Annotated in this window: 26 protein-coding genes; all 26 read left to right on the plus strand. The window is 72.5% G+C overall.

Annotation, left to right across the window (positions count from 1 at the left end):
• The first annotated feature begins 274 nt into the window (after positions 1 to 274).
• Entirely contained in the window at positions 275 to 2,215 is a 1,941-nt protein-coding gene (locus tag ASF47_RS17615) for a putative Ig domain-containing protein (RefSeq protein ID WP_056865344.1), read from the plus strand.
• A 99-nt stretch (positions 2,216 to 2,314) separates the two neighbouring features.
• A complete protein-coding gene (locus ASF47_RS17620; protein WP_056865345.1) occupies positions 2,315 to 2,533 on the plus strand; it encodes a hypothetical protein in 219 nt (72 codons plus the stop codon).
• A gap of 31 nt (positions 2,534 to 2,564) precedes the next feature.
• On the plus strand, positions 2,565 to 2,759 hold the full coding sequence (locus ASF47_RS17625) for a hypothetical protein (protein WP_056865346.1): 195 nt from the start codon (positions 2,565 to 2,567) through the stop codon (positions 2,757 to 2,759).
• Positions 2,756 to 3,478: a hypothetical protein gene (locus tag ASF47_RS17630; RefSeq protein WP_056865347.1), complete on the plus strand. Its 723-nt coding sequence runs from the start codon at positions 2,756 to 2,758 to the stop codon at positions 3,476 to 3,478. The genes ASF47_RS17625 and ASF47_RS17630 overlap by 4 nt, the downstream gene beginning before the upstream one ends.
• Before the next feature lie 2 nt (positions 3,479 to 3,480).
• Entirely contained in the window at positions 3,481 to 4,035 is a 555-nt protein-coding gene (locus ASF47_RS17635; RefSeq protein WP_056865348.1) for a hypothetical protein, read from the plus strand.
• Between the two features lie 205 nt (positions 4,036 to 4,240).
• Positions 4,241 to 4,636, plus strand: coding sequence for a hypothetical protein (locus ASF47_RS17640; protein ID WP_056865349.1), 396 nt, complete (start codon positions 4,241 to 4,243; stop codon positions 4,634 to 4,636).
• Positions 4,637 to 4,717: 81 nt separating this feature from the next.
• Positions 4,718 to 5,299 carry a hypothetical protein gene (locus tag ASF47_RS17645; RefSeq protein ID WP_056865350.1) on the plus strand — a complete coding sequence of 194 codons (582 nt, stop codon included), beginning with the start codon at positions 4,718 to 4,720 and terminating at the stop codon, positions 5,297 to 5,299.
• The gene (locus ASF47_RS17650) at positions 5,296 to 5,634 is read left to right on the plus strand and encodes a hypothetical protein (protein ID WP_056865351.1); all 339 of its coding nucleotides are present in this window, start codon (positions 5,296 to 5,298) and stop codon (positions 5,632 to 5,634) included. Before ASF47_RS17645 ends, ASF47_RS17650 begins: the two co-directional genes overlap by 4 nt.
• A gap of 17 nt (positions 5,635 to 5,651) precedes the next feature.
• A complete protein-coding gene (locus tag ASF47_RS17655; RefSeq protein ID WP_162242288.1) occupies positions 5,652 to 6,056 on the plus strand; it encodes a hypothetical protein in 405 nt (134 codons plus the stop codon).
• Positions 6,057 to 6,129: 73 nt separating this feature from the next.
• Positions 6,130 to 6,750 carry a hypothetical protein gene (locus ASF47_RS17660; RefSeq protein WP_056865353.1) on the plus strand — a complete coding sequence of 207 codons (621 nt, stop codon included), beginning with the start codon at positions 6,130 to 6,132 and terminating at the stop codon, positions 6,748 to 6,750.
• 76 nt (positions 6,751 to 6,826) lie between these two features.
• Positions 6,827 to 7,489 (plus strand): hypothetical protein, encoded by a 663-nt coding sequence (locus ASF47_RS17665; protein WP_156697993.1) that lies wholly within the window; start codon positions 6,827 to 6,829, stop codon positions 7,487 to 7,489.
• Complete coding sequence (locus ASF47_RS21220; protein ID WP_056865355.1) at positions 7,486 to 8,010, plus strand: hypothetical protein; 525 nt, start codon at positions 7,486 to 7,488, stop codon at positions 8,008 to 8,010. Before ASF47_RS17665 ends, ASF47_RS21220 begins: the two co-directional genes overlap by 4 nt.
• 361 nt (positions 8,011 to 8,371) lie before the next feature.
• Positions 8,372 to 8,953: a hypothetical protein gene (locus ASF47_RS17675; RefSeq protein ID WP_056865356.1), complete on the plus strand. Its 582-nt coding sequence runs from the start codon at positions 8,372 to 8,374 to the stop codon at positions 8,951 to 8,953.
• Between the two features lie 188 nt (positions 8,954 to 9,141).
• The gene (locus ASF47_RS17680) at positions 9,142 to 9,501 is read left to right on the plus strand and encodes a hypothetical protein (protein ID WP_156697994.1); all 360 of its coding nucleotides are present in this window, start codon (positions 9,142 to 9,144) and stop codon (positions 9,499 to 9,501) included.
• A complete protein-coding gene (locus ASF47_RS17685; protein WP_056865358.1) occupies positions 9,498 to 10,001 on the plus strand; it encodes a hypothetical protein in 504 nt (167 codons plus the stop codon). The genes ASF47_RS17680 and ASF47_RS17685 overlap by 4 nt, the downstream gene beginning before the upstream one ends.
• Positions 9,998 to 10,849: a hypothetical protein gene (locus tag ASF47_RS17690; protein WP_056865359.1), complete on the plus strand. Its 852-nt coding sequence runs from the start codon at positions 9,998 to 10,000 to the stop codon at positions 10,847 to 10,849. Before ASF47_RS17685 ends, ASF47_RS17690 begins: the two co-directional genes overlap by 4 nt.
• Positions 10,846 to 11,337 carry a hypothetical protein gene (locus ASF47_RS17695; protein ID WP_056865360.1) on the plus strand — a complete coding sequence of 164 codons (492 nt, stop codon included), beginning with the start codon at positions 10,846 to 10,848 and terminating at the stop codon, positions 11,335 to 11,337. Before ASF47_RS17690 ends, ASF47_RS17695 begins: the two co-directional genes overlap by 4 nt.
• 44 nt (positions 11,338 to 11,381) lie before the next feature.
• Positions 11,382 to 11,867 carry a hypothetical protein gene (locus ASF47_RS17700; RefSeq protein ID WP_156697995.1) on the plus strand — a complete coding sequence of 162 codons (486 nt, stop codon included), beginning with the start codon at positions 11,382 to 11,384 and terminating at the stop codon, positions 11,865 to 11,867.
• A 38-nt stretch (positions 11,868 to 11,905) separates the two neighbouring features.
• Positions 11,906 to 12,436, plus strand: a complete 531-nt coding sequence (locus ASF47_RS17705) for a hypothetical protein (protein WP_056865362.1) — start codon at positions 11,906 to 11,908, stop codon at positions 12,434 to 12,436.
• Positions 12,433 to 12,867: a hypothetical protein gene (locus tag ASF47_RS17710; RefSeq protein ID WP_056865363.1), complete on the plus strand. Its 435-nt coding sequence runs from the start codon at positions 12,433 to 12,435 to the stop codon at positions 12,865 to 12,867. Before ASF47_RS17705 ends, ASF47_RS17710 begins: the two co-directional genes overlap by 4 nt.
• A 2-nt stretch (positions 12,868 to 12,869) precedes the next feature.
• Positions 12,870 to 13,394, plus strand: a complete 525-nt coding sequence (locus ASF47_RS17715) for a hypothetical protein (RefSeq protein ID WP_056865364.1) — start codon at positions 12,870 to 12,872, stop codon at positions 13,392 to 13,394.
• Positions 13,395 to 13,402: 8 nt separating this feature from the next.
• On the plus strand, positions 13,403 to 13,702 hold the full coding sequence (locus tag ASF47_RS17720; protein ID WP_056865365.1) for a hypothetical protein: 300 nt from the start codon (positions 13,403 to 13,405) through the stop codon (positions 13,700 to 13,702).
• Complete coding sequence (locus ASF47_RS17725; protein ID WP_056865366.1) at positions 13,699 to 14,472, plus strand: hypothetical protein; 774 nt, start codon at positions 13,699 to 13,701, stop codon at positions 14,470 to 14,472. The genes ASF47_RS17720 and ASF47_RS17725 overlap by 4 nt, the downstream gene beginning before the upstream one ends.
• Positions 14,469 to 14,957 carry a hypothetical protein gene (locus ASF47_RS17730; RefSeq protein ID WP_056865367.1) on the plus strand — a complete coding sequence of 163 codons (489 nt, stop codon included), beginning with the start codon at positions 14,469 to 14,471 and terminating at the stop codon, positions 14,955 to 14,957. Before ASF47_RS17725 ends, ASF47_RS17730 begins: the two co-directional genes overlap by 4 nt.
• 59 nt (positions 14,958 to 15,016) lie before the next feature.
• Positions 15,017 to 15,364, plus strand: a complete 348-nt coding sequence (locus tag ASF47_RS17735) for a hypothetical protein (protein ID WP_056865368.1) — start codon at positions 15,017 to 15,019, stop codon at positions 15,362 to 15,364.
• A gap of 64 nt (positions 15,365 to 15,428) precedes the next feature.
• Positions 15,429 to 15,752, plus strand: a complete 324-nt coding sequence (locus tag ASF47_RS17740) for a hypothetical protein (RefSeq protein WP_056865369.1) — start codon at positions 15,429 to 15,431, stop codon at positions 15,750 to 15,752.
• The last annotated feature ends 3 nt before the right edge of the window (positions 15,753 to 15,755 follow it).

Here is a 15,755-nt window from a genome sequence, read left to right on the forward strand (position 1 = left end):
TTCGTGACCACCTGCTGGTGCTGCGGCGGCCCGGGGTCCCTACTCCAGGCCACCACCTCGACCCGACCGGTCGCCGCTGCTGCCGCCTCCCGTGAGGTGCCGAGGCGTTGGGGCTCCGACCCCCGGGCCTCGGCGGCGCTGGGGCTCCCCGACCCCCGCGCCCGCTCCGGGGCAACCCACTGACGCCACCACCGTCGCCACCACCGCCCGACACGAGCGCTCGCCTGGGGCGCCGCACACCGTCCCCTCACCCTCTCTGTCGAAGGAACCCGCCGTGCGCCTGCCTGGTCTGATCCACACGCCCTCCACCCTTCGCGGCGCCGAGCACATCGCTCGTCGCGCCCAGCCGCGCAGACGCGCGCGCACCGGCGTCGGACTCCTCGCCCTCGCGCTGGCCCCGCTCACCGCGTTCGCCGCCACCGGGAGCGCTGACGCCACCATGGACCAGCACCTCGCGCCCAGCATCACCTCGTGCAGCCCGCAGACCCTGGTGTCGCAGGCTGCCGATGCCGCAGGTGTGACCTCGAAGCGCGCCCGTGACCCGCGGGCGGCGGACCTGGCCCCCTCCGATGTCCTCGCAGCAGCAAGCGAGCCCGTCGCCGCGACGGTCCTGGCCGCTGCGCGCCGCCACGACCTGGACTCCGCCGACCTCAGCGACCCCAGCCTGCGTCTGCACGGGTGCGAGCGCTTCCGCTACGTCGAGGAGGAGGTCCCCGCCCGTGCGCTGGTCGATGCCCGCCGTGCCGGAGCCGAGCACGGACCCGGCACCTCCACCCCACTGACCAGCCTCGACGACACCTTCAGCCTGCACTCCAACCCGACCTCCCAGCGCACCATCTACCTGAACTTCCTCGGCGCCGAGGTCACCGACACCTTCTGGAACGACGACTACAAGCGCCAGAGCATCAACGCCCGCCCGTACTCCTCCGACGCGAACGTCTCCACCAACTTCTCCGCGGCCGAACTCGCCGAGATCCAGCGCACCTGGCAGGCGGTGGCCGAGGACTACGCGGTCTTCGACGTCGACGTCACCACTCAGCGACCCGGGACTGCCGCCCTGCTGCGGGCCTCGGAGAGCGACGAGGTCTACGGCAGCGAGGTCGTCTTCACCGCCGAGAACATCATCGACAACAACTGCTCCTGCGGCGGCACCGCCTACCTCGACGTCTTCGACTTCTACGGCTCCGACTACCGGCGCGCCCAGCCCGCCTGGGTCTTCGCCGACTCCACCGCGGGCTACGTGAAGTTGATGGCCGACGCTGCCTCCCACGAGATCGGCCACAACTTCGGCCTGGCCCACGACGGGGTGCGCCGCGACGGGGAGCGCCAGGAGTACCACCTCGGCGATGCCCCGTGGGCGCCCATCATGGGCGCCTCCTACTACCAGCCCCTGACCCAGTGGTCACGCGGCGACTACGCCCAGGCCACCAACACCGAGGACGACCTCGCCCTCATCGCCCGCCACGCCACGCGCATCGAGGACGACATCACCAGCCGCGCGCTCGGGGGCACGTCGGTCCCGCCGACCCTGCTCGACTTCGAGGCCACCAGCGGTTCGGGGCGCGGTCTGATCAACGACGGCTCCGACCGCGACTTCTTCTCCATCACCGTCTCCGAGCGCACCGAGCGTGTCGACGTCATCGCCACCCCCGCGGACCCCACGAGCGCTCTGGACACCCGCATCAGCCTCATCGACACCGATGGCGTCACGGTGCTGGCCACCAACGCCCCCACCACGACCGCCCGCGACGACTTCACCGTCGCTGGCACCGGGGCTGGCCTGGCCAACCTGACCTTCGACAGCCCGGGCATCTACTACGTCGTCATCGAGGGCGCCGGACAGGGCAACCCCGGTGCCAGCGGGTACGGCCCCGGCTCCTACTCCTCGTACGGATCCCTGGGCTCCTACACCGTCGAGGCCCGCGCCAAGATCTACCGCCCGGTGAAGATGACCGGGCGCCTGCCCTCTGCACGTGTCGGCCGCGCATTCCGCGCCTCCCTGGAGGCCACCGCGGGCACCGCGCCCATGACCTGGCGCCGCACCTCGGGCTCCCTGCCCCCGGGCATCTCTGCCTCGGCCGCCGGGAAGCAGCGTCGGATCTTCGTGCTCTCAGGCAAGCCCCGCAAGCCCGGTCGCTACGCCTTCACCATCTCGCTGACCGATGCCCGCGGCACGGTCGCGACCCGCTCCTTCAAGGTGCGCGTGTCCCGCTGACTCCACGAGCAGGTGCGCTCCCCGACATCGGCCGCACACAGTCCTGTGGCAGGCACCACCCAGCCCCGTCCCGCAGCCCCAGCCCCCAAGGAGGACCCCGTGGCTCGCAAGCCCACCACCCCACCGCCCCTGGGTGCCCTGAAGGGCTCCAAGGACCCCGAGCGCACCGCCGAGCGCATGGCCCACCTGCGATCTGGAGCCGCAGGCGTCCACAGCGACGCAGCCGCTCGACGCACCGCACCGGGGACGTTCCGCACCAACCGCATCGGCTCACGTGGCTCACGCACCGCCGCCGCGGTCCGCGACTCCACCTACTGAGCACCACCGCTCCCCACACCAAGGACACCCCGTGCCGCACCCGCCCGACGTCTCCACCGCCCTGGTCATCCTCGGCATGTGGGTGGCGCTGTCAGTGCCGCTGGGCCTCGCGGTGGCCTGGGTGCTGGCCCGACCCGCGACCGCACACCCCGCCCCCGGCACGGTCCCCGGCGCCGAGACGCGCGCTCCGCTCGCCCCGAGCCCCGAGAGGAATCACACCCGATGACCGAGTCACCCCGCGGACCCGACATTCTCGACGACTTTGAGGCCTTCGACCTGGTCGCAGAGGAAGCGGAGGAGCCGACCCGGGCCAAGACCCGTCCGTTGTGGCTGCTGCGCCTGCAGGCGCACCTGCCCTCCAGCGTGCGCCGCGAGAGGCACGACATGATCGCCGCCGCGACCCGCGACCGGGAAGGCGGACGGCCCTGGTTCGGCGAGGGGGTCCTCGTCACCCACTTCGCCATCGGGCTCTTCCACCCGGTCTCGCTGTGCCTGCGCGAGGTCGGCGCAGTGCAGAACACTCCCCCGCGCACGCTCATCGGGCTGACCTGTCGCCGATGCGCCCGACTGCACCGCCGCGCCGTTCGCGACTACCTGACGGCCGAAGACACCTCCCACACGATCGTGGAGGCGAAGGTGGAGGGGAAGCCGGTTCTGGTGTGCCGCACCTGCACCCGCGCGGCCAACCCGGTGCCCAACGCCCCCGCCTGCTGGCCCTGCGTCCACGCGAGCGCCGCCGAACGAGAGGCCGCCGAGCCGCTGCGGATCGCGGTGGAGCAGCGCCTGGCATACGCAGCCGAGCGCCGCGCCTTCTACGACGCCACCTACCACGCTGCTCGCGCCGCAGCCGCCGACCCCGAGAGCCCCTCGTCGCACTTCCCCGCAGCCCTGGAGGCGCGCCGCGCGACCCTGGAACGGTTCGGCGACGACGAGACGGGCCGCTGAACGTGAGTGCTCCGGACGTCGACGGCCCGCGCCTGTCGCCCAGCGAGGACCTCATGTTCCAGGTGGCCATCGCCCGCCACCGCCTCGGCGACACCCCGTACCTGATCGAGTCGCGCCACCGGCGTACGGCCGCCTCCCTGGCAGCCAAGGGACTGGTGTGGAGTGACGCGGGCAGCGTTCAAGGGACCATCAAGATCGCCCTGACGCCGCTCGGCGAGATCGTGGGCATCAGCGAGGACTACACCCCTGCGGCGCTGAGCGCCCGTTGCCCGTCCTTCTACCTCGGCCCGAAGACCGGCGGCATGCGCTGGGAGTGCGACGCCACCCGCCACCACGACGAGCCCCACACCAGCACCCTTGCCCGCGCCGACGGCTCGACCATCCTGAACGTCACGTGGTCCGAGCAGGAGGCCGACGGACGCGCCGACCCGCTCTGGGGGCCGCGGGTGGCCAAAGCCGAACGCGAGGCAGCCGAGACCCGGCAGTGCATCCGCGACGCCATCGCCGAGCACCGCCTGGACTGGGCCACCGGCTCGATCACCGAGCGCGCGGGCTAGCCGCCTTCCCGGCCCTGCGCAACCTGGTCTGCACCAGGGGCTCCCGCCCTGCGCCCGGCGGCACAGGCGCACCGATCACCCCTGTCGCCAGACGCCGCCCCTGCCACCCAGGCCTCGGTCAGCACTCGTCTCGGCCGCCAGCCCCCCCCCCCCCCCCCCCCCAAACACCGTGCAGACCTACACCGTTGCCGGACACGTCCCCTCCGTGAACTCCTCGACCTTCGCCCCGGACCTGTCGATCGCCCCACTGGCTGACGTCGACGCCGCCCCTGCCACCCGCGAGGGCATCCTGCTCTTCGCCAGGCTCATGGCCACCGAGGGTGCGGTGACGACCTACGGCGCCGCGGACGTCACCCTGACCTGCGCCCGGATCGTGGCTCACGTGCCCGACGCGGACGGCTACACCCTGGCCTTCCTGTCAGTGCTCAACGGCGAGCCGGAGGTGACCCACCTGGACTTCGACATGGACCACCGCCCCGAGCGCCACCTGCTGCACAGCGACGGTCTCGGCATGACCATCGCCGACTTCCGTGGCAACCCCTGGATGCACTACCGCCTCGACGGCGCGCCGATCGTGCCGCGTACGCACCGTTCCGTCTGATCCGGTGCACCCGGCGGCCGCGGCCGCACACGGATGGCGCGACCCCCGGGCGTCCAGCCCACCTCCGGCACCAGGAGCACCGTGAGACCCGCCAGCGAACGACTCGACCAGCACACCGTCCGTGTCTGGGTCGCCGCCGACTCCTTCGGCCCTCTCGCCGAGCGCGTCCGCGGCATGCTCCTGGGCGATCCCGCCTCGTGCGGCGCCCGCGGTCGGCTCATGAGCGTGATCACGCTCTTCCCGCACGGCAACCGCGCCGCGGTGCCCGAGATCCACACCAGCATGTCGCTGGATCCCAGCGTCGAGAACCCCATCGTGGTGCGCGAATCGGACTACGACCACCGACTGAACGTCGCGCTCGCCCCGGGGCCCCACTCCTTCGGCTTCGGCTACCCCCATCGCCCGAGCCACCGCACCGAGCAGGACGCCGCCCGGCGTGCGCCCTCCTTCCCGCATTACAACTCGGCCTGGACCTTCCACTCCTTCGACATGGCCGACGGGTCGACCCAGGTCTTCGCCACCTCCTCGCTCTCCCACATCGACGACCGCTACCTGGAGGACGTCGACCCGATGGTGTGGGAGAAGGCACCGCTCTCGGCCTTCTACGCCGCCCTGGAGACCCACCGGGAGCAGCAGTCCGACGCCGAACCGGTCCCGGCATGAGCAGGGCTGCGCTGACCCCCGCTCAGCAGGAGGCCGTCGACCTGCTCACCGAGTCCGGCTTCGCCGTGCTGAGGGCCGCCTCGCTGAACCGTCTGCGCGAGCGCGCCCGCGTTGCCGAGGCGCTGCACGCAGGCGAGGTCGAGCACCTGCAACGCGTCCAGGCCTGGGGCGAGAGGGGCTACCAGGAACAGCAAGGGCTGCGTGACCGCATCGACGACCTCGTCGAGTTCGCCCTGCGCCACGGCGCCACCATCGACGACCTCGCAGCCTTCAACGAGCACCTGCGCCAGCGCCGCCAGTCGGAGCAGCCGGAGCAGGAGGGCCGATACCGATGAGGATCACCCGTGCCGACATGGTCGTCATCGACCTCGGCGGAGACCGCGTCGCGGGCACTGAGCAGATCAGCCTGCGCACCCGGGGCGAGCACGCAGCCGAGATCAGCCTGAGCAGGTGGCGCCCCGACAGCAGTGTCAGCGGCGGCGTCCGCTCGGTCCTGACCCGCGACGTCGAAGACCCGGACCGTGCCGCAGCCCTGGGAAACGAGGGGCCATGGGTGCGCACCGACTGGTTCGAGATCCAGGACTCCAGCATCGACTGGCGTGTTGCCGGAGTCCTGGAGGTCACCGGCTTCATGCAGAGCCCAGTCGGCATCCTGCGCGATGGCACCTCGCCTTACACCGGCCGCCCCCACGGCTCGCCCTTCGACGAGTCCGACCACGGCGGTGTCCTCACCCGCGTCCGCTGGCGCCTGCGCTGACTGCTGCCCCACCCCTCCCACCCCGCCTCCGCTCGCTCCACTTCCCCGAGCCCCGCTCAGAGACGAGTCCGTCATGCCCCACCTGCTCCCGGCGTCGCTGGACGCCACCACTGTCGCCCTCGCCGTCACCGTCCTGTGGCTCCTGACCGGCCTGCTCGTCACCGCTCTGCGCGACGCGCCCCTGGTCCTGACCGCGGTCCGCTCCACGACCAAGGCACTGATCCGCTGCACGATCTGGCCCGCTTCCCTCGCGGCTGCCGCCGACGCGGCCCTACGGTCGCGCCGTCGCGCCACCCACACGGCCAGCGACCTGGGGCGCCGCCAGGTGGTCGAGGCTGCAGCCGCCGTCCTCGCGCCCTACGGTGCCGATGCCCCGCTGCTGCCCCCGCTGGCGGCCTGCCTGGCCAACGCCACCCTCGGCGATCAGCCCGGGGTGCCCGCGGCGATCCGGGCACGGCGCGGCCTGCTCGCCGCCTACATGCAGGCCCGTCGCGAGACCCAGGACAAGGTCTACGACATCCTCATCGAGGCCGCCCGACACTTCAGCGAGCAGTCACCCGACCTGGTCCCCACCGCCACCACGCTGCGCCGCGCTCTCGCCTCCTCGCCACCCGAGCGGATCGAGGTCGTGCGCCACCTCGACGAGGCCCGCCCGCTGCGACGCCCTGCACGGCTTCGTGCGCAGACCTCGTGACCCTCTGGCCCTCCGCGCATGAGAAGAGCAGGGCGCCCAGGTGCGCCGGGGCTCCGGTGCCGCACACCTCCCCATCATGACCACCACACCTCCGAGTGACGAGCCGTCGGACGCCCCGTACGTCGCCTTGGCCCTGCTCTCCAGCGCCCTCGACGAGATCCACGCCTTGCGCATGGCTTTCTCCTACGAGGTCTCCGTCAACCGGACCACCCTGGGCATGCGCGTTCCCGGCGCCGTCGCGCGGGTCTTGACCGCAGCCGACGAGGATCTCCTCATCCCCGCGGCCCTGGGCGGCGCACGTGACGCGTTCGACCGACCGGGGCCCACACTGGACCCAGCCGCGTGGGAGGAAGCACGTGCGCTCTCTCGCCTGGCTGGCACGCCACTGTCGAAGGAGGAGATCTCCGGGGGCTGGATCGCCTCGCGCGACCTCTACCGCGCCGCCTTGGACGAGATCGCAGCCCTGCGCCGCGTGGCCGCCCAGGTCGCTGCGCTGCTGCCCGAGGTGCTCGTGTTCAAGACCCTCCCCGCCTCCCGTCGTGACGTCGTCGAGGCACAGATCGCACGCCTCACCCGGGCCGCGGACGGCGAGGCGGAGGCGGCCTACCCGGGTCGCTACACGCCTGGAGCCCGCCTCTTCGCCCGGCAGATCGGGGCGAAAGTCACCTTCAACACCGCCACGTTCATGGCCGAGGAGGCCGAGCGGACCCACCCCGAGCCTCCCGAGGAGCACCAGTGAGCACCACGCCCGCACCCATCTCCGGCGCCGCAGACACCGAACACGTGCGCCTGACCGCCCTGGCCATCGTGCGAGGCACCCCTGCCGACCAGGCTCGCGCCATGAGCACCGACGCGCTGCGCGACCTGCACGCCCAGGCCCAGGCCACCGCCGCGGAGCACCCCTCCTGGCTGCCGCGCCCCCGCTCGACGTACGCCGACCTCGACGGCCCTCACGCCGTCGAGACGGTCGCCTCCTGGATCGTCTCGGTGGCCGAGTCGCTCGACGACACGAACCCGCTCACAGAAGCCCTCTACGACGTCCTCGTCAACGCCGCCGGTCACACCCCCGAGTTCTCGGAGCGCTCGGAGGCCAACGGCGGAGGCTCCGCTCCCGAACCGTGGGGGTGCTCGGCCTGCGGCTGCGCCGACGGCACGGGGGCCTGCGACACGTGGGCCAGTGGCGTCGCGCTGGCCGTGGCCGTCGAGCGTGGCCCGACCCCGGCGAGCCCCACTCCGCCCCGCGCTGAGGCCCCCTCGTGAGCGCCCGCAGGGCCAGCCGCCCCGACCTGGCCATCGCGCGAGTCGATCAGCCCTCCACCTCCGCGGCGCGCGGCGCAGCCGCCCCCGGCGACCGAGTGCGGCTACGCTCCCACACCCACCCCTGCGCGGCGCGTGAAGGCACCGCCACGGTCCTCACCGTCGAACGCGACCGGTCGGGCTCGCGGCTGCGCTACGTCGTGGCCCCCGACAGAAGTCGCCCCCACGACGACCCTCGGGCATCTCGGTGGGTGCGGTGGCCCGCCGACGAGGTCGTCGCCGTGGGTCGCGCGATCCCTAGCCCCACGCCCCGGCCCTGACATCATCGGTGCAGGACGCAGGGTGTGCCGCACACGTCCCGCACATGACCACCACGAGCCCCGAGGGCGCCACCGAGGAATGCACCCCGCTACCCGCCTTCGCTCCCCCCGCCCGGCGAGAGGTCAAGGCCCTCGCGCAGACCCTCTCGACGCTGCGCGACGGGGATCACGCCTCGGCCTACCTGCGCTCCAAGCGCTACGGGACTCATCGCGTCGTCGGCCCGCTCAGCATTCACGCCGCCCACGCGGGCCTGCTGCTGGTCGGGTCGCCGGTCTCCACTGCGACCCAGCCGGTGGGCGACCTGCTGGACATCACCAGGATCAGCGACCCCGGAGCCGCGCTCGCCGCCCTCCCCACGGGGGTCGCGGTCCCCGCTGCCGACCTCGCTCACGGTGACCTGGTCTGCGGGCACTTCCACCTCGACGCCTACGGCCCGTTCGCGGTTCTCGGTCGCGCCGTCGCCCTGGGTGCCAACAGCCTGGTCCTGGGCGGGTGGTTCCTGGCCTCGCGCGGGGCTCCGGGAGTGCGCCTGGTGCGTGCCGAGCGCCTCGCCCCCGAGACCGTCCCGGGCCTCGCCGCACTCCCGACGCCGGGAGTGGCCGACATCGTGGTCTCGGATCGCTGAACCGCCCTCGCGCGCCGTCGCCGCGCCGGAGGCACAGCCCAGACGTGACCCCCACCGCCCTCTCCCCCATCCCTGCTACCGCAGGCTCAGCCGGAGAGCGGGCCCCGGCGGCGGCGCCTGCTGCATCCACGGTGTGGGTTCTGTGCGAACGCCGCCACTTCCGCGACCCCGACGGCCAGGCCGCCTCGGTGAGCGCACTGCGCGGCGACCTGGGCTTCCACCTCAGCGCGCACGAGGCCGCACAGGTCGCCGCCTCCCACAACGTCCACCTCTACGTCGAGCACGACCGGTTCAACGCCCAACGGCACCGCGAGAACGCAGCAGCCAACCGCGCCTTCCAGCACGCCGTAGCCGAGCACCGCGCCATCGAGGAGGCTGGCCTGCGCCCCTCGCGCCCCACTCCCCAGGCGCCCAGGGAGAAGGCACCGCTGAGCCTGGACCAGTTCCTGGCCTACCGGGCCTCGCACGGCTCGTACGTCGTCATCGAGGCAGTCCAGATCCTCGCCGCCACCGACCGCACCGCCACCGACACCGAGGCCGTCGCATGACCCACCGCCGTCTCCAGCCCCTCGCCGACACCGAAGCCATCGCCACCACCATGGAGGCCTACGAGCACCCCGTCAGGAACGCCCCCACCGCAGAGGTCCCCGACTCCGAGCGGCTCCTCCGCGCCCGGCTCGTGTTCGAGGAGGCGCTGGAGTTCGTCGCGGCGATGGGCTGCGACATCGAGGTGTCCGACAGCCACGTCACGAAGGTCAGCACCGAGGTGGTCCTCAACCCCGACGCAGGCATCGATCTCGTGGAGGCCTTCGACGCCATCTGCGACCTCACGGTCGTGACGAAGGGGAGCGCGCACACTCTCGGCCTGCCCGTCGACGAGGGGACCCTGATCGTCGACGCCACCAACCGAGCCAAGGTCGACCCGGCCACCGGACGAGCCAACCGTGACCGCTACGGGAAGGTCATCAAGCCCGAGGGGTGGGTCGCCCCGACCGCGGCCCTGCAGGCCCTGCTGGTGCAGCGCGGGTGGACGCGGAGCGAGCGATGAGCGCGACGGGTCAGGACGCACACACCGCACCATCCGAGACCGCCCTGTCCGACAGCGACCTCGTCGCGCTTCTCGCAGTCACCAGCGACCTCGCCCCGGGATCCGTGTGGTGGCGCACCCGCGGTGACACCTTCGGGACGGGCGACCTCGCCGTCTACGTCCCGTGCTCGGACCTGTTCACGTGGGGCTGCGCGGACGTCGAGGAGATCGCCGCCCACGACGTGCACACGCTCCTGGACACCGTCGAGGAGACCCGGTCCGTTCTCGTGTCCGCGGGGGTGAGCGCATGGGTCGAGGCGGACGCGCTCCTGCTCTGGGTCGCGCGCAAGCGTGGGACCCGCCCCCAGGGCGCCGCCTACGCGGTCCTGCACCCGGCGCTGTGGGACCTCTTCGACCTGGCTGGCCCCGAGCGCAAGACGGACACCTTCAACCCGCGTCCGCGGCCCACGGCGAAGCAGGAGGTTCGACTGGAGTCACGCGCATCCGGTGAGTTCGCCGAACTCCGTGCGGCCTGCACGGCAGCCGACGATCCCCGACGCGACGACGCGACGCTGGACGTCGCCACCGTCCGCCGCGCCCTTACCCGTGCCTCCTTCGACTACTGCGACGACCTGACCTGGACCGCTGGCACCGACGGGGCGCTGCGCTTCTACGCCGTCGCCTACGACGTGCCCGGCTGGGATGAGGTGACGACGGCGGCCATCACCGACGCCACCATCGGATCGTTCGAGGACTCCTACGCCGTGATCGAGGCAGCCGAGGGACCCAACAGCGCGCACGAGAGAGCCGTCGCCTCCTACGTCGCAGCACAGCGTGGGCTGCCCGCCCCGGACCTCGACGCGACGTGAGCCTCAGCGCCGCCCCCGTCACCGGCGCCATCGGGGTCCGCTTCGAGGACCGGGGCTTCCTGCAGGTGCCGCTGGAGCACCTGCTGGACGTCTGCCATCCCGGCCACGGCGACCCGTGGGGTGTCGGCCCACTCAGCCTCGACGACCTGCGTTCCGGAGAAGCCCTGTGTACCCACCGACCCGATGACCCCACGGGGTCAGACCGCAGCAGCGCCGATGCCTCCGGGCCGTGCCGGTCGTGCGAGATCCGCCGTGTCCGGTTCCTGGCTCTCACCGGCTGGCCGGACCTGGCTGATGATCCCCACCCGGTCTGCATCGACGTCGGGGTCGGCGACTTCGTCCCCGCGTGGCCCATCCTCGACGGCAACCACCGCGTCCTGGCCGCCTGGCTTCGCGACGATGCGAGCATCGGCGTGGAGATCGCAGGCGACTGGGACCGGGCCGTCGCGCTGCTCATCGACGGAGACCTCACAGCGTGGGACGACTGAAGTCTCCGGTGCGACGGCGCCCGCTCGCCGCACACGGCGCCCTCATGCCCACCAGCCGCACCCTCCCGCCAGCCACGCTCCTCGACCTGGGCTTCCTCGCCCCGGAACCACCCGGTCGCGCCGACAACACCGACCCGCACCCGGTCACGCTGTCGGTGCTGCACCGCGACGTCGTCCCGGGCCCGTCCGGGTGCTCCCCGTCCTGGTACGAGGCTGAGTTCGACGTCGACCTGGGTCACCCCGAGACGTGCGACGCCAGCGTCGAGTCCTGCCCGCTGGCCGACCTCCTGGAGACCATCGGCGTCGACGAGCGGCTGCTGGCGCCCTTCGGCGAGCCGGACCACCTCAGCGACCAGCAACTCACCCACCTCGACGGGACCGTGCGCTACGTCGAGGTCCGCCGCAACTCGACCACCCACAGCGGGCCCTACGGCACCGAGTACGACGTCGAGTACCACCTCCGCTGGGTCGAACCCCCCGCCGATGCTGGGAGCGGCCACGCCGGGACGCCGCACACGGCAACCACGTGAACGACCCAACCCCCAGCGGCACCGCACAGGTGTCCCACGTGCTCTACCGGCTCATTGCCGAGGTACACGAGGCATCCGGCCCCGGCGACCCCATCGTCGTGGGCTACTACGACGTGCGCACCGTCACCGGCCCCCAGCGGACCGGAGGCCATAGCGACTGGGAAACGCTCTTCGAGGACCGCACTTCGCGCGAAGCCATGAACACGGGCTCGGGTCGCGTGCGCTTCCGGCGGTTCGGCGTCCGGGCCGAGGAGGTCCGCTTCATCAAGATCGACGGCAGTCGCACACGCGAGAGAGCCTGCTCCTTCGCTGATCGCGACACGGTCTGGCGGACGATCCCCGACAGCCCGCACGCCCGCGCCCTCGACGGCTCCCCGATCGCCCCCTTGGGGAGCGCGCCGGTACGTCCGGGCCCTTCCCTGACGGACCTGCGCACACGCGCCAGCGCTGATGGCCGACCGCCGAGCCTGCGTCCCCACGGGGCCACCGGCTACGTCGAGGTGTTCGGCGAGCACCACGACACCGCCCGCGCCCTCGACGCCCTGGACACCGAGACGGGGGACCGATGAGCGCCATCACCGCGACCGGGGCAACCACCGTCATCACCACGGGGTTCGTCGCCTACGGCGAGAGTGACCAGTCCGAAGGCCGTGGCGGCACCTACGAGATCGGCTCCTTCACCACTGTCGAGGAGGCCATCGCCGCAGCCCGCGGCAAGGGCACCCAGGGTGACCCCGGCTACGTCTCCTCGTTCGAGTGGCTGCTGCACGAGGGCGGCGCGGTCACCCGCGCGACGGTCCGCCTCATCGACCGCCGTCGTACCCCCGAGGGCTACTACCTGGTCGGCTGGCTGGACCTGCGCGAGTACGCCGACGGCCGCGGCCAGGCCACTTGCCCCGTGTGCGGCGTGACCCAGTTCCCCACCTTCTTCAAGACCTGCAGGACCCCCGGATGCGGCGGCACCGTGCCGGAGCCGACTCGGGCCGTGGGCGAGGACTGAACGTGGGCTCCCCCCACCAGACCGACGAGGCCCGCACGTCTCGCCTGGCCAGGTCGCTGGGCGAGCGCTACGGACTCACCGACACCGAGACCAGGGCATGGCTGGCCTGGCGGACCACCGCACCGGCGGCCGAGGGCCTCTCGGTCACCGAGCCCGGCGCACATCTGCCGCCGCTGGCCGAGATCCTCGACTACCTCGCCGCCACCGACGTCGAGGCCTGGTGGGCAGGTCCCACCTTCCGCTCCCCCGCCGAACCGGGCCGCCCCATCCGGCACTGCGTCCTCAGCCACATCCACCACCGGTGGGGTCCACGAGCAGCGATGGAGTTCGAGGAGCGGTACTCCACCTCCTACGTCATCGGTGCCGTCAACGACGCACCGTCGTCCCGCTACCCGCAGCCTGAGCCCCGCGACCGCGTCATGGCCTACCTGCAGGCCCTACGCGAAGGGGACGAGGCCTCCACGTACGAGTCGATGGAAGTCGACTACCTGCTCTCCTGCCGCCCCGACCCCTCCACCACCACCTGAGGAGCCCCATGCTCACCCACCTGTGCGGACCTGAGAACCGCGCCGCCTACGACGCTGCCGTGGAGTCGCTGGCCAAGGTCATCCACGAGGGCGACTGGGCCCTCGGGGGCTCCAACGGCGGTCGCGACTGGCGCTGGGACCGGGCCAGCGACAAGGCTCGCCGTCACGCCTACGCCAAGGCCGAGGCGGTGCTGCGCTCGGAGGAACTGACCGCGATCGTCGCGGCCGCCGCGGGCCCCGAGCCCACGGGCCCCGCCGGACCCACCACGCCCGGAGGCCCGGAGGGACGCGGAGGTGTCGCCTCGTGAGCCGCGGCGAGTGGCCCCGCGCCACGCCTGTCCCCCACGCCACCGATCTCAGCGTCGCAGCCCTCGTGGCCGCGCTCCTGAGGCGTGAGCAGCCCGACCTCGACCCGGCCACTGCCGAGCGTCTGACCCAGGCTCTCTTCGACTCCCGGCTGGTCGACGGGAGCCTGGTCGACCGCCACCTGCGCGACCTCCCCGTCTACGCCACCACCGAGCCAGAGCCCGGCGACCTGGTCCGCGTCACCCGCCACACCCTGGACCCCCGGGGTGCGCTCACCGATTGCCGCAGCATCACCGGTTACTGGGAGCACGACGAGACCTCCCTGGCCGTGAAGGAGCAGGACGGGTCTCAGCCTGGTCTGGACGCGGGAGACGGCGGCCCCACCACCGCTCCATCGTGGTGGCGGACCTCGTGGGCCTCCGGCACCTGCTGGGTCCACGGCACCGACCCCGACCTGGGTGCCCGGATACGCACCGAAGGCCCCTTCACCTTCGGCACCGCCCGCGGGCACTACACCGAATACGACTGGATCGAAATCCTCGAAGCGCGCCACGGGGCCCCCTTCCGCGACATCCTCGATGCGTCCCACGACGAGCACCTGCAAGCCGAGCGAGCCCGCCACCGAGACCAGGAGCGTCGAGACCGGCAGAACCGACGCGAGGACCGCCGAGCAGCCCGACGCCGCCTGCTGAGCCGCCTCGTCGGGCGCCGGGACGCGGCCGCCAGCGACCGTGCGACCGCGCGGTCCCGAGAGGCACAGGACCGTTCGTGAGCAACCCCGGTCCCGCCGCAGCCCCACCGGGCGTCGTCTCGGTGCGTCGCGACGCTGTCTCGCGCGAGATCAGGCTCGAACTCGCCGACTGGCGCACCCGCACCGGCGGTGTCTACGACCTGTCGACGCAGGAGCAGCGCCACCTGCTGCTCGACGGGCACCTGCCCGGATGGGGCCAGTTCCTGCCCGACTTCGTCATCGTCCTGGCCACCGGCCGCCCCGCTGACCTGCAGACCGCAGACGGCATCGTCGAGACCGTGGTCTGGAGCGACCTGCGCGTCCACGTCGGCGGGCTGCCGTTCGACTCACCCGAGACACCGCAACGGCGCGGGCTCGCCCACGCCATCTCCGCCGAATGGCACTCTCTCGACGCGCTCCTGGGGCGCAGCCGCGCACCCGGCGCGCCTACCTGGCTGCTCGACCTGATCCGCGACCAGACCCCCTGGGGTGATCTTCTGGGCTCACCGCCCCGGCTCGGCACGTAGCCGCCAGCCTCCGCCCGGGAGCCGCTAGCGTGACCTGCCGCCGATAGCCCGAAGGACCCATGCCACTCACCGACCGCCTCCACCAGCGCCGCCGCGCCCGCGCCGAGGGCCGAGACGCAGCCAACGCCGCCGTCTTCGCCGTCCTCGACGCCTGGCCCGACCACACCCCGCTCGACGCCTCGCTCCGCGCGGCCATCCGTGACGCCCTGGAGGTCGCGGCCGAGTGGGAGGCGGCCGAGAACGAGACGTTGCCCCGCCGTCACCGTCGCTATCGCGCCAGCGGCTTCGACGAGGTCGCCACGCACGTCAGCACCCTGCTCGATGCCGCGGGCGCACGGCAGGCCACGGGTCGAGACCTGCTCACGATCGGCGCACTGGTCGCCGGTCTTGCGGCCGTCCACCCCTGACCGGCACCGCGACGGGCCCGCCATCGCGGTGCAGTCGAGACCTTGCGCCGCACACGGTGCAGCCATGAGCAACGACACCCCCGCGACATCCACGCGCGACGGGGCCGACCAGAGCGGCACCGACTTCAACACCAGCCAGTGGCGCTTCGCGACGTTCGCGGTGCGCAAGTCGTGTCGCTGGAGCGCTCTGGAGGGCGACCCCCGCACCCTGGTCATCGAACGCATCGGCGCAGGCCCGGGCAGCCGGTCCCTGTGCCTGTACCAATCCGGCCTCTCCCGCACGGGCGTGCGCGTAGCGCTCATCGACCCCACCGCCGATGCCGCCAAGCGCCAGCGCTGGCTCACCCAATACCAGGCCTGGGCGCTGCTCACCGATGGCGGCCTGTGATGC

The sequence above is a fragment of the Nocardioides sp. Leaf285 genome (assembly GCF_001422955.1).
Lineage (GTDB): Bacteria > Actinomycetota > Actinomycetes > Propionibacteriales > Nocardioidaceae > Nocardioides > Nocardioides kribbensis.

Bases quoted from the DNA above. Each gene is read 5' to 3' on its own strand.
- ASF47_RS17665 (WP_156697993.1), top strand. From the start codon at position 6,827: ATGACCACCACACCTCCGAGTGACGAGCCGTCGGACGCCCCGTACGTC.
- ASF47_RS17685 (WP_056865358.1), top strand. From the start codon at position 9,498: ATGACCCACCGCCGTCTCCAGCCCCTCGCCGACACCGAAGCCATCGCC.
- ASF47_RS17735 (WP_056865368.1), top strand. From the start codon at position 15,017: ATGCCACTCACCGACCGCCTCCACCAGCGCCGCCGCGCCCGCGCCGAG.
- ASF47_RS17650 (WP_056865351.1), top strand. From the start codon at position 5,296: ATGAGCAGGGCTGCGCTGACCCCCGCTCAGCAGGAGGCCGTCGACCTG.
- ASF47_RS17675 (WP_056865356.1), top strand. From the start codon at position 8,372: ATGACCACCACGAGCCCCGAGGGCGCCACCGAGGAATGCACCCCGCTA.
- ASF47_RS17700 (WP_156697995.1), top strand. From the start codon at position 11,382: ATGCCCACCAGCCGCACCCTCCCGCCAGCCACGCTCCTCGACCTGGGC.
- ASF47_RS17710 (WP_056865363.1), top strand. From the start codon at position 12,433: ATGAGCGCCATCACCGCGACCGGGGCAACCACCGTCATCACCACGGGG.
- ASF47_RS17660 (WP_056865353.1), top strand. From the start codon at position 6,130: ATGCCCCACCTGCTCCCGGCGTCGCTGGACGCCACCACTGTCGCCCTC.
- ASF47_RS17690 (WP_056865359.1), top strand. From the start codon at position 9,998: ATGAGCGCGACGGGTCAGGACGCACACACCGCACCATCCGAGACCGCC.
- ASF47_RS17720 (WP_056865365.1), top strand. From the start codon at position 13,403: ATGCTCACCCACCTGTGCGGACCTGAGAACCGCGCCGCCTACGACGCT.
- ASF47_RS17740 (WP_056865369.1), top strand. From the start codon at position 15,429: ATGAGCAACGACACCCCCGCGACATCCACGCGCGACGGGGCCGACCAG.
- ASF47_RS17630 (WP_056865347.1), top strand. From the start codon at position 2,756: ATGACCGAGTCACCCCGCGGACCCGACATTCTCGACGACTTTGAGGCC.
- ASF47_RS17655 (WP_162242288.1), top strand. From the start codon at position 5,652: ATGGTCGTCATCGACCTCGGCGGAGACCGCGTCGCGGGCACTGAGCAG.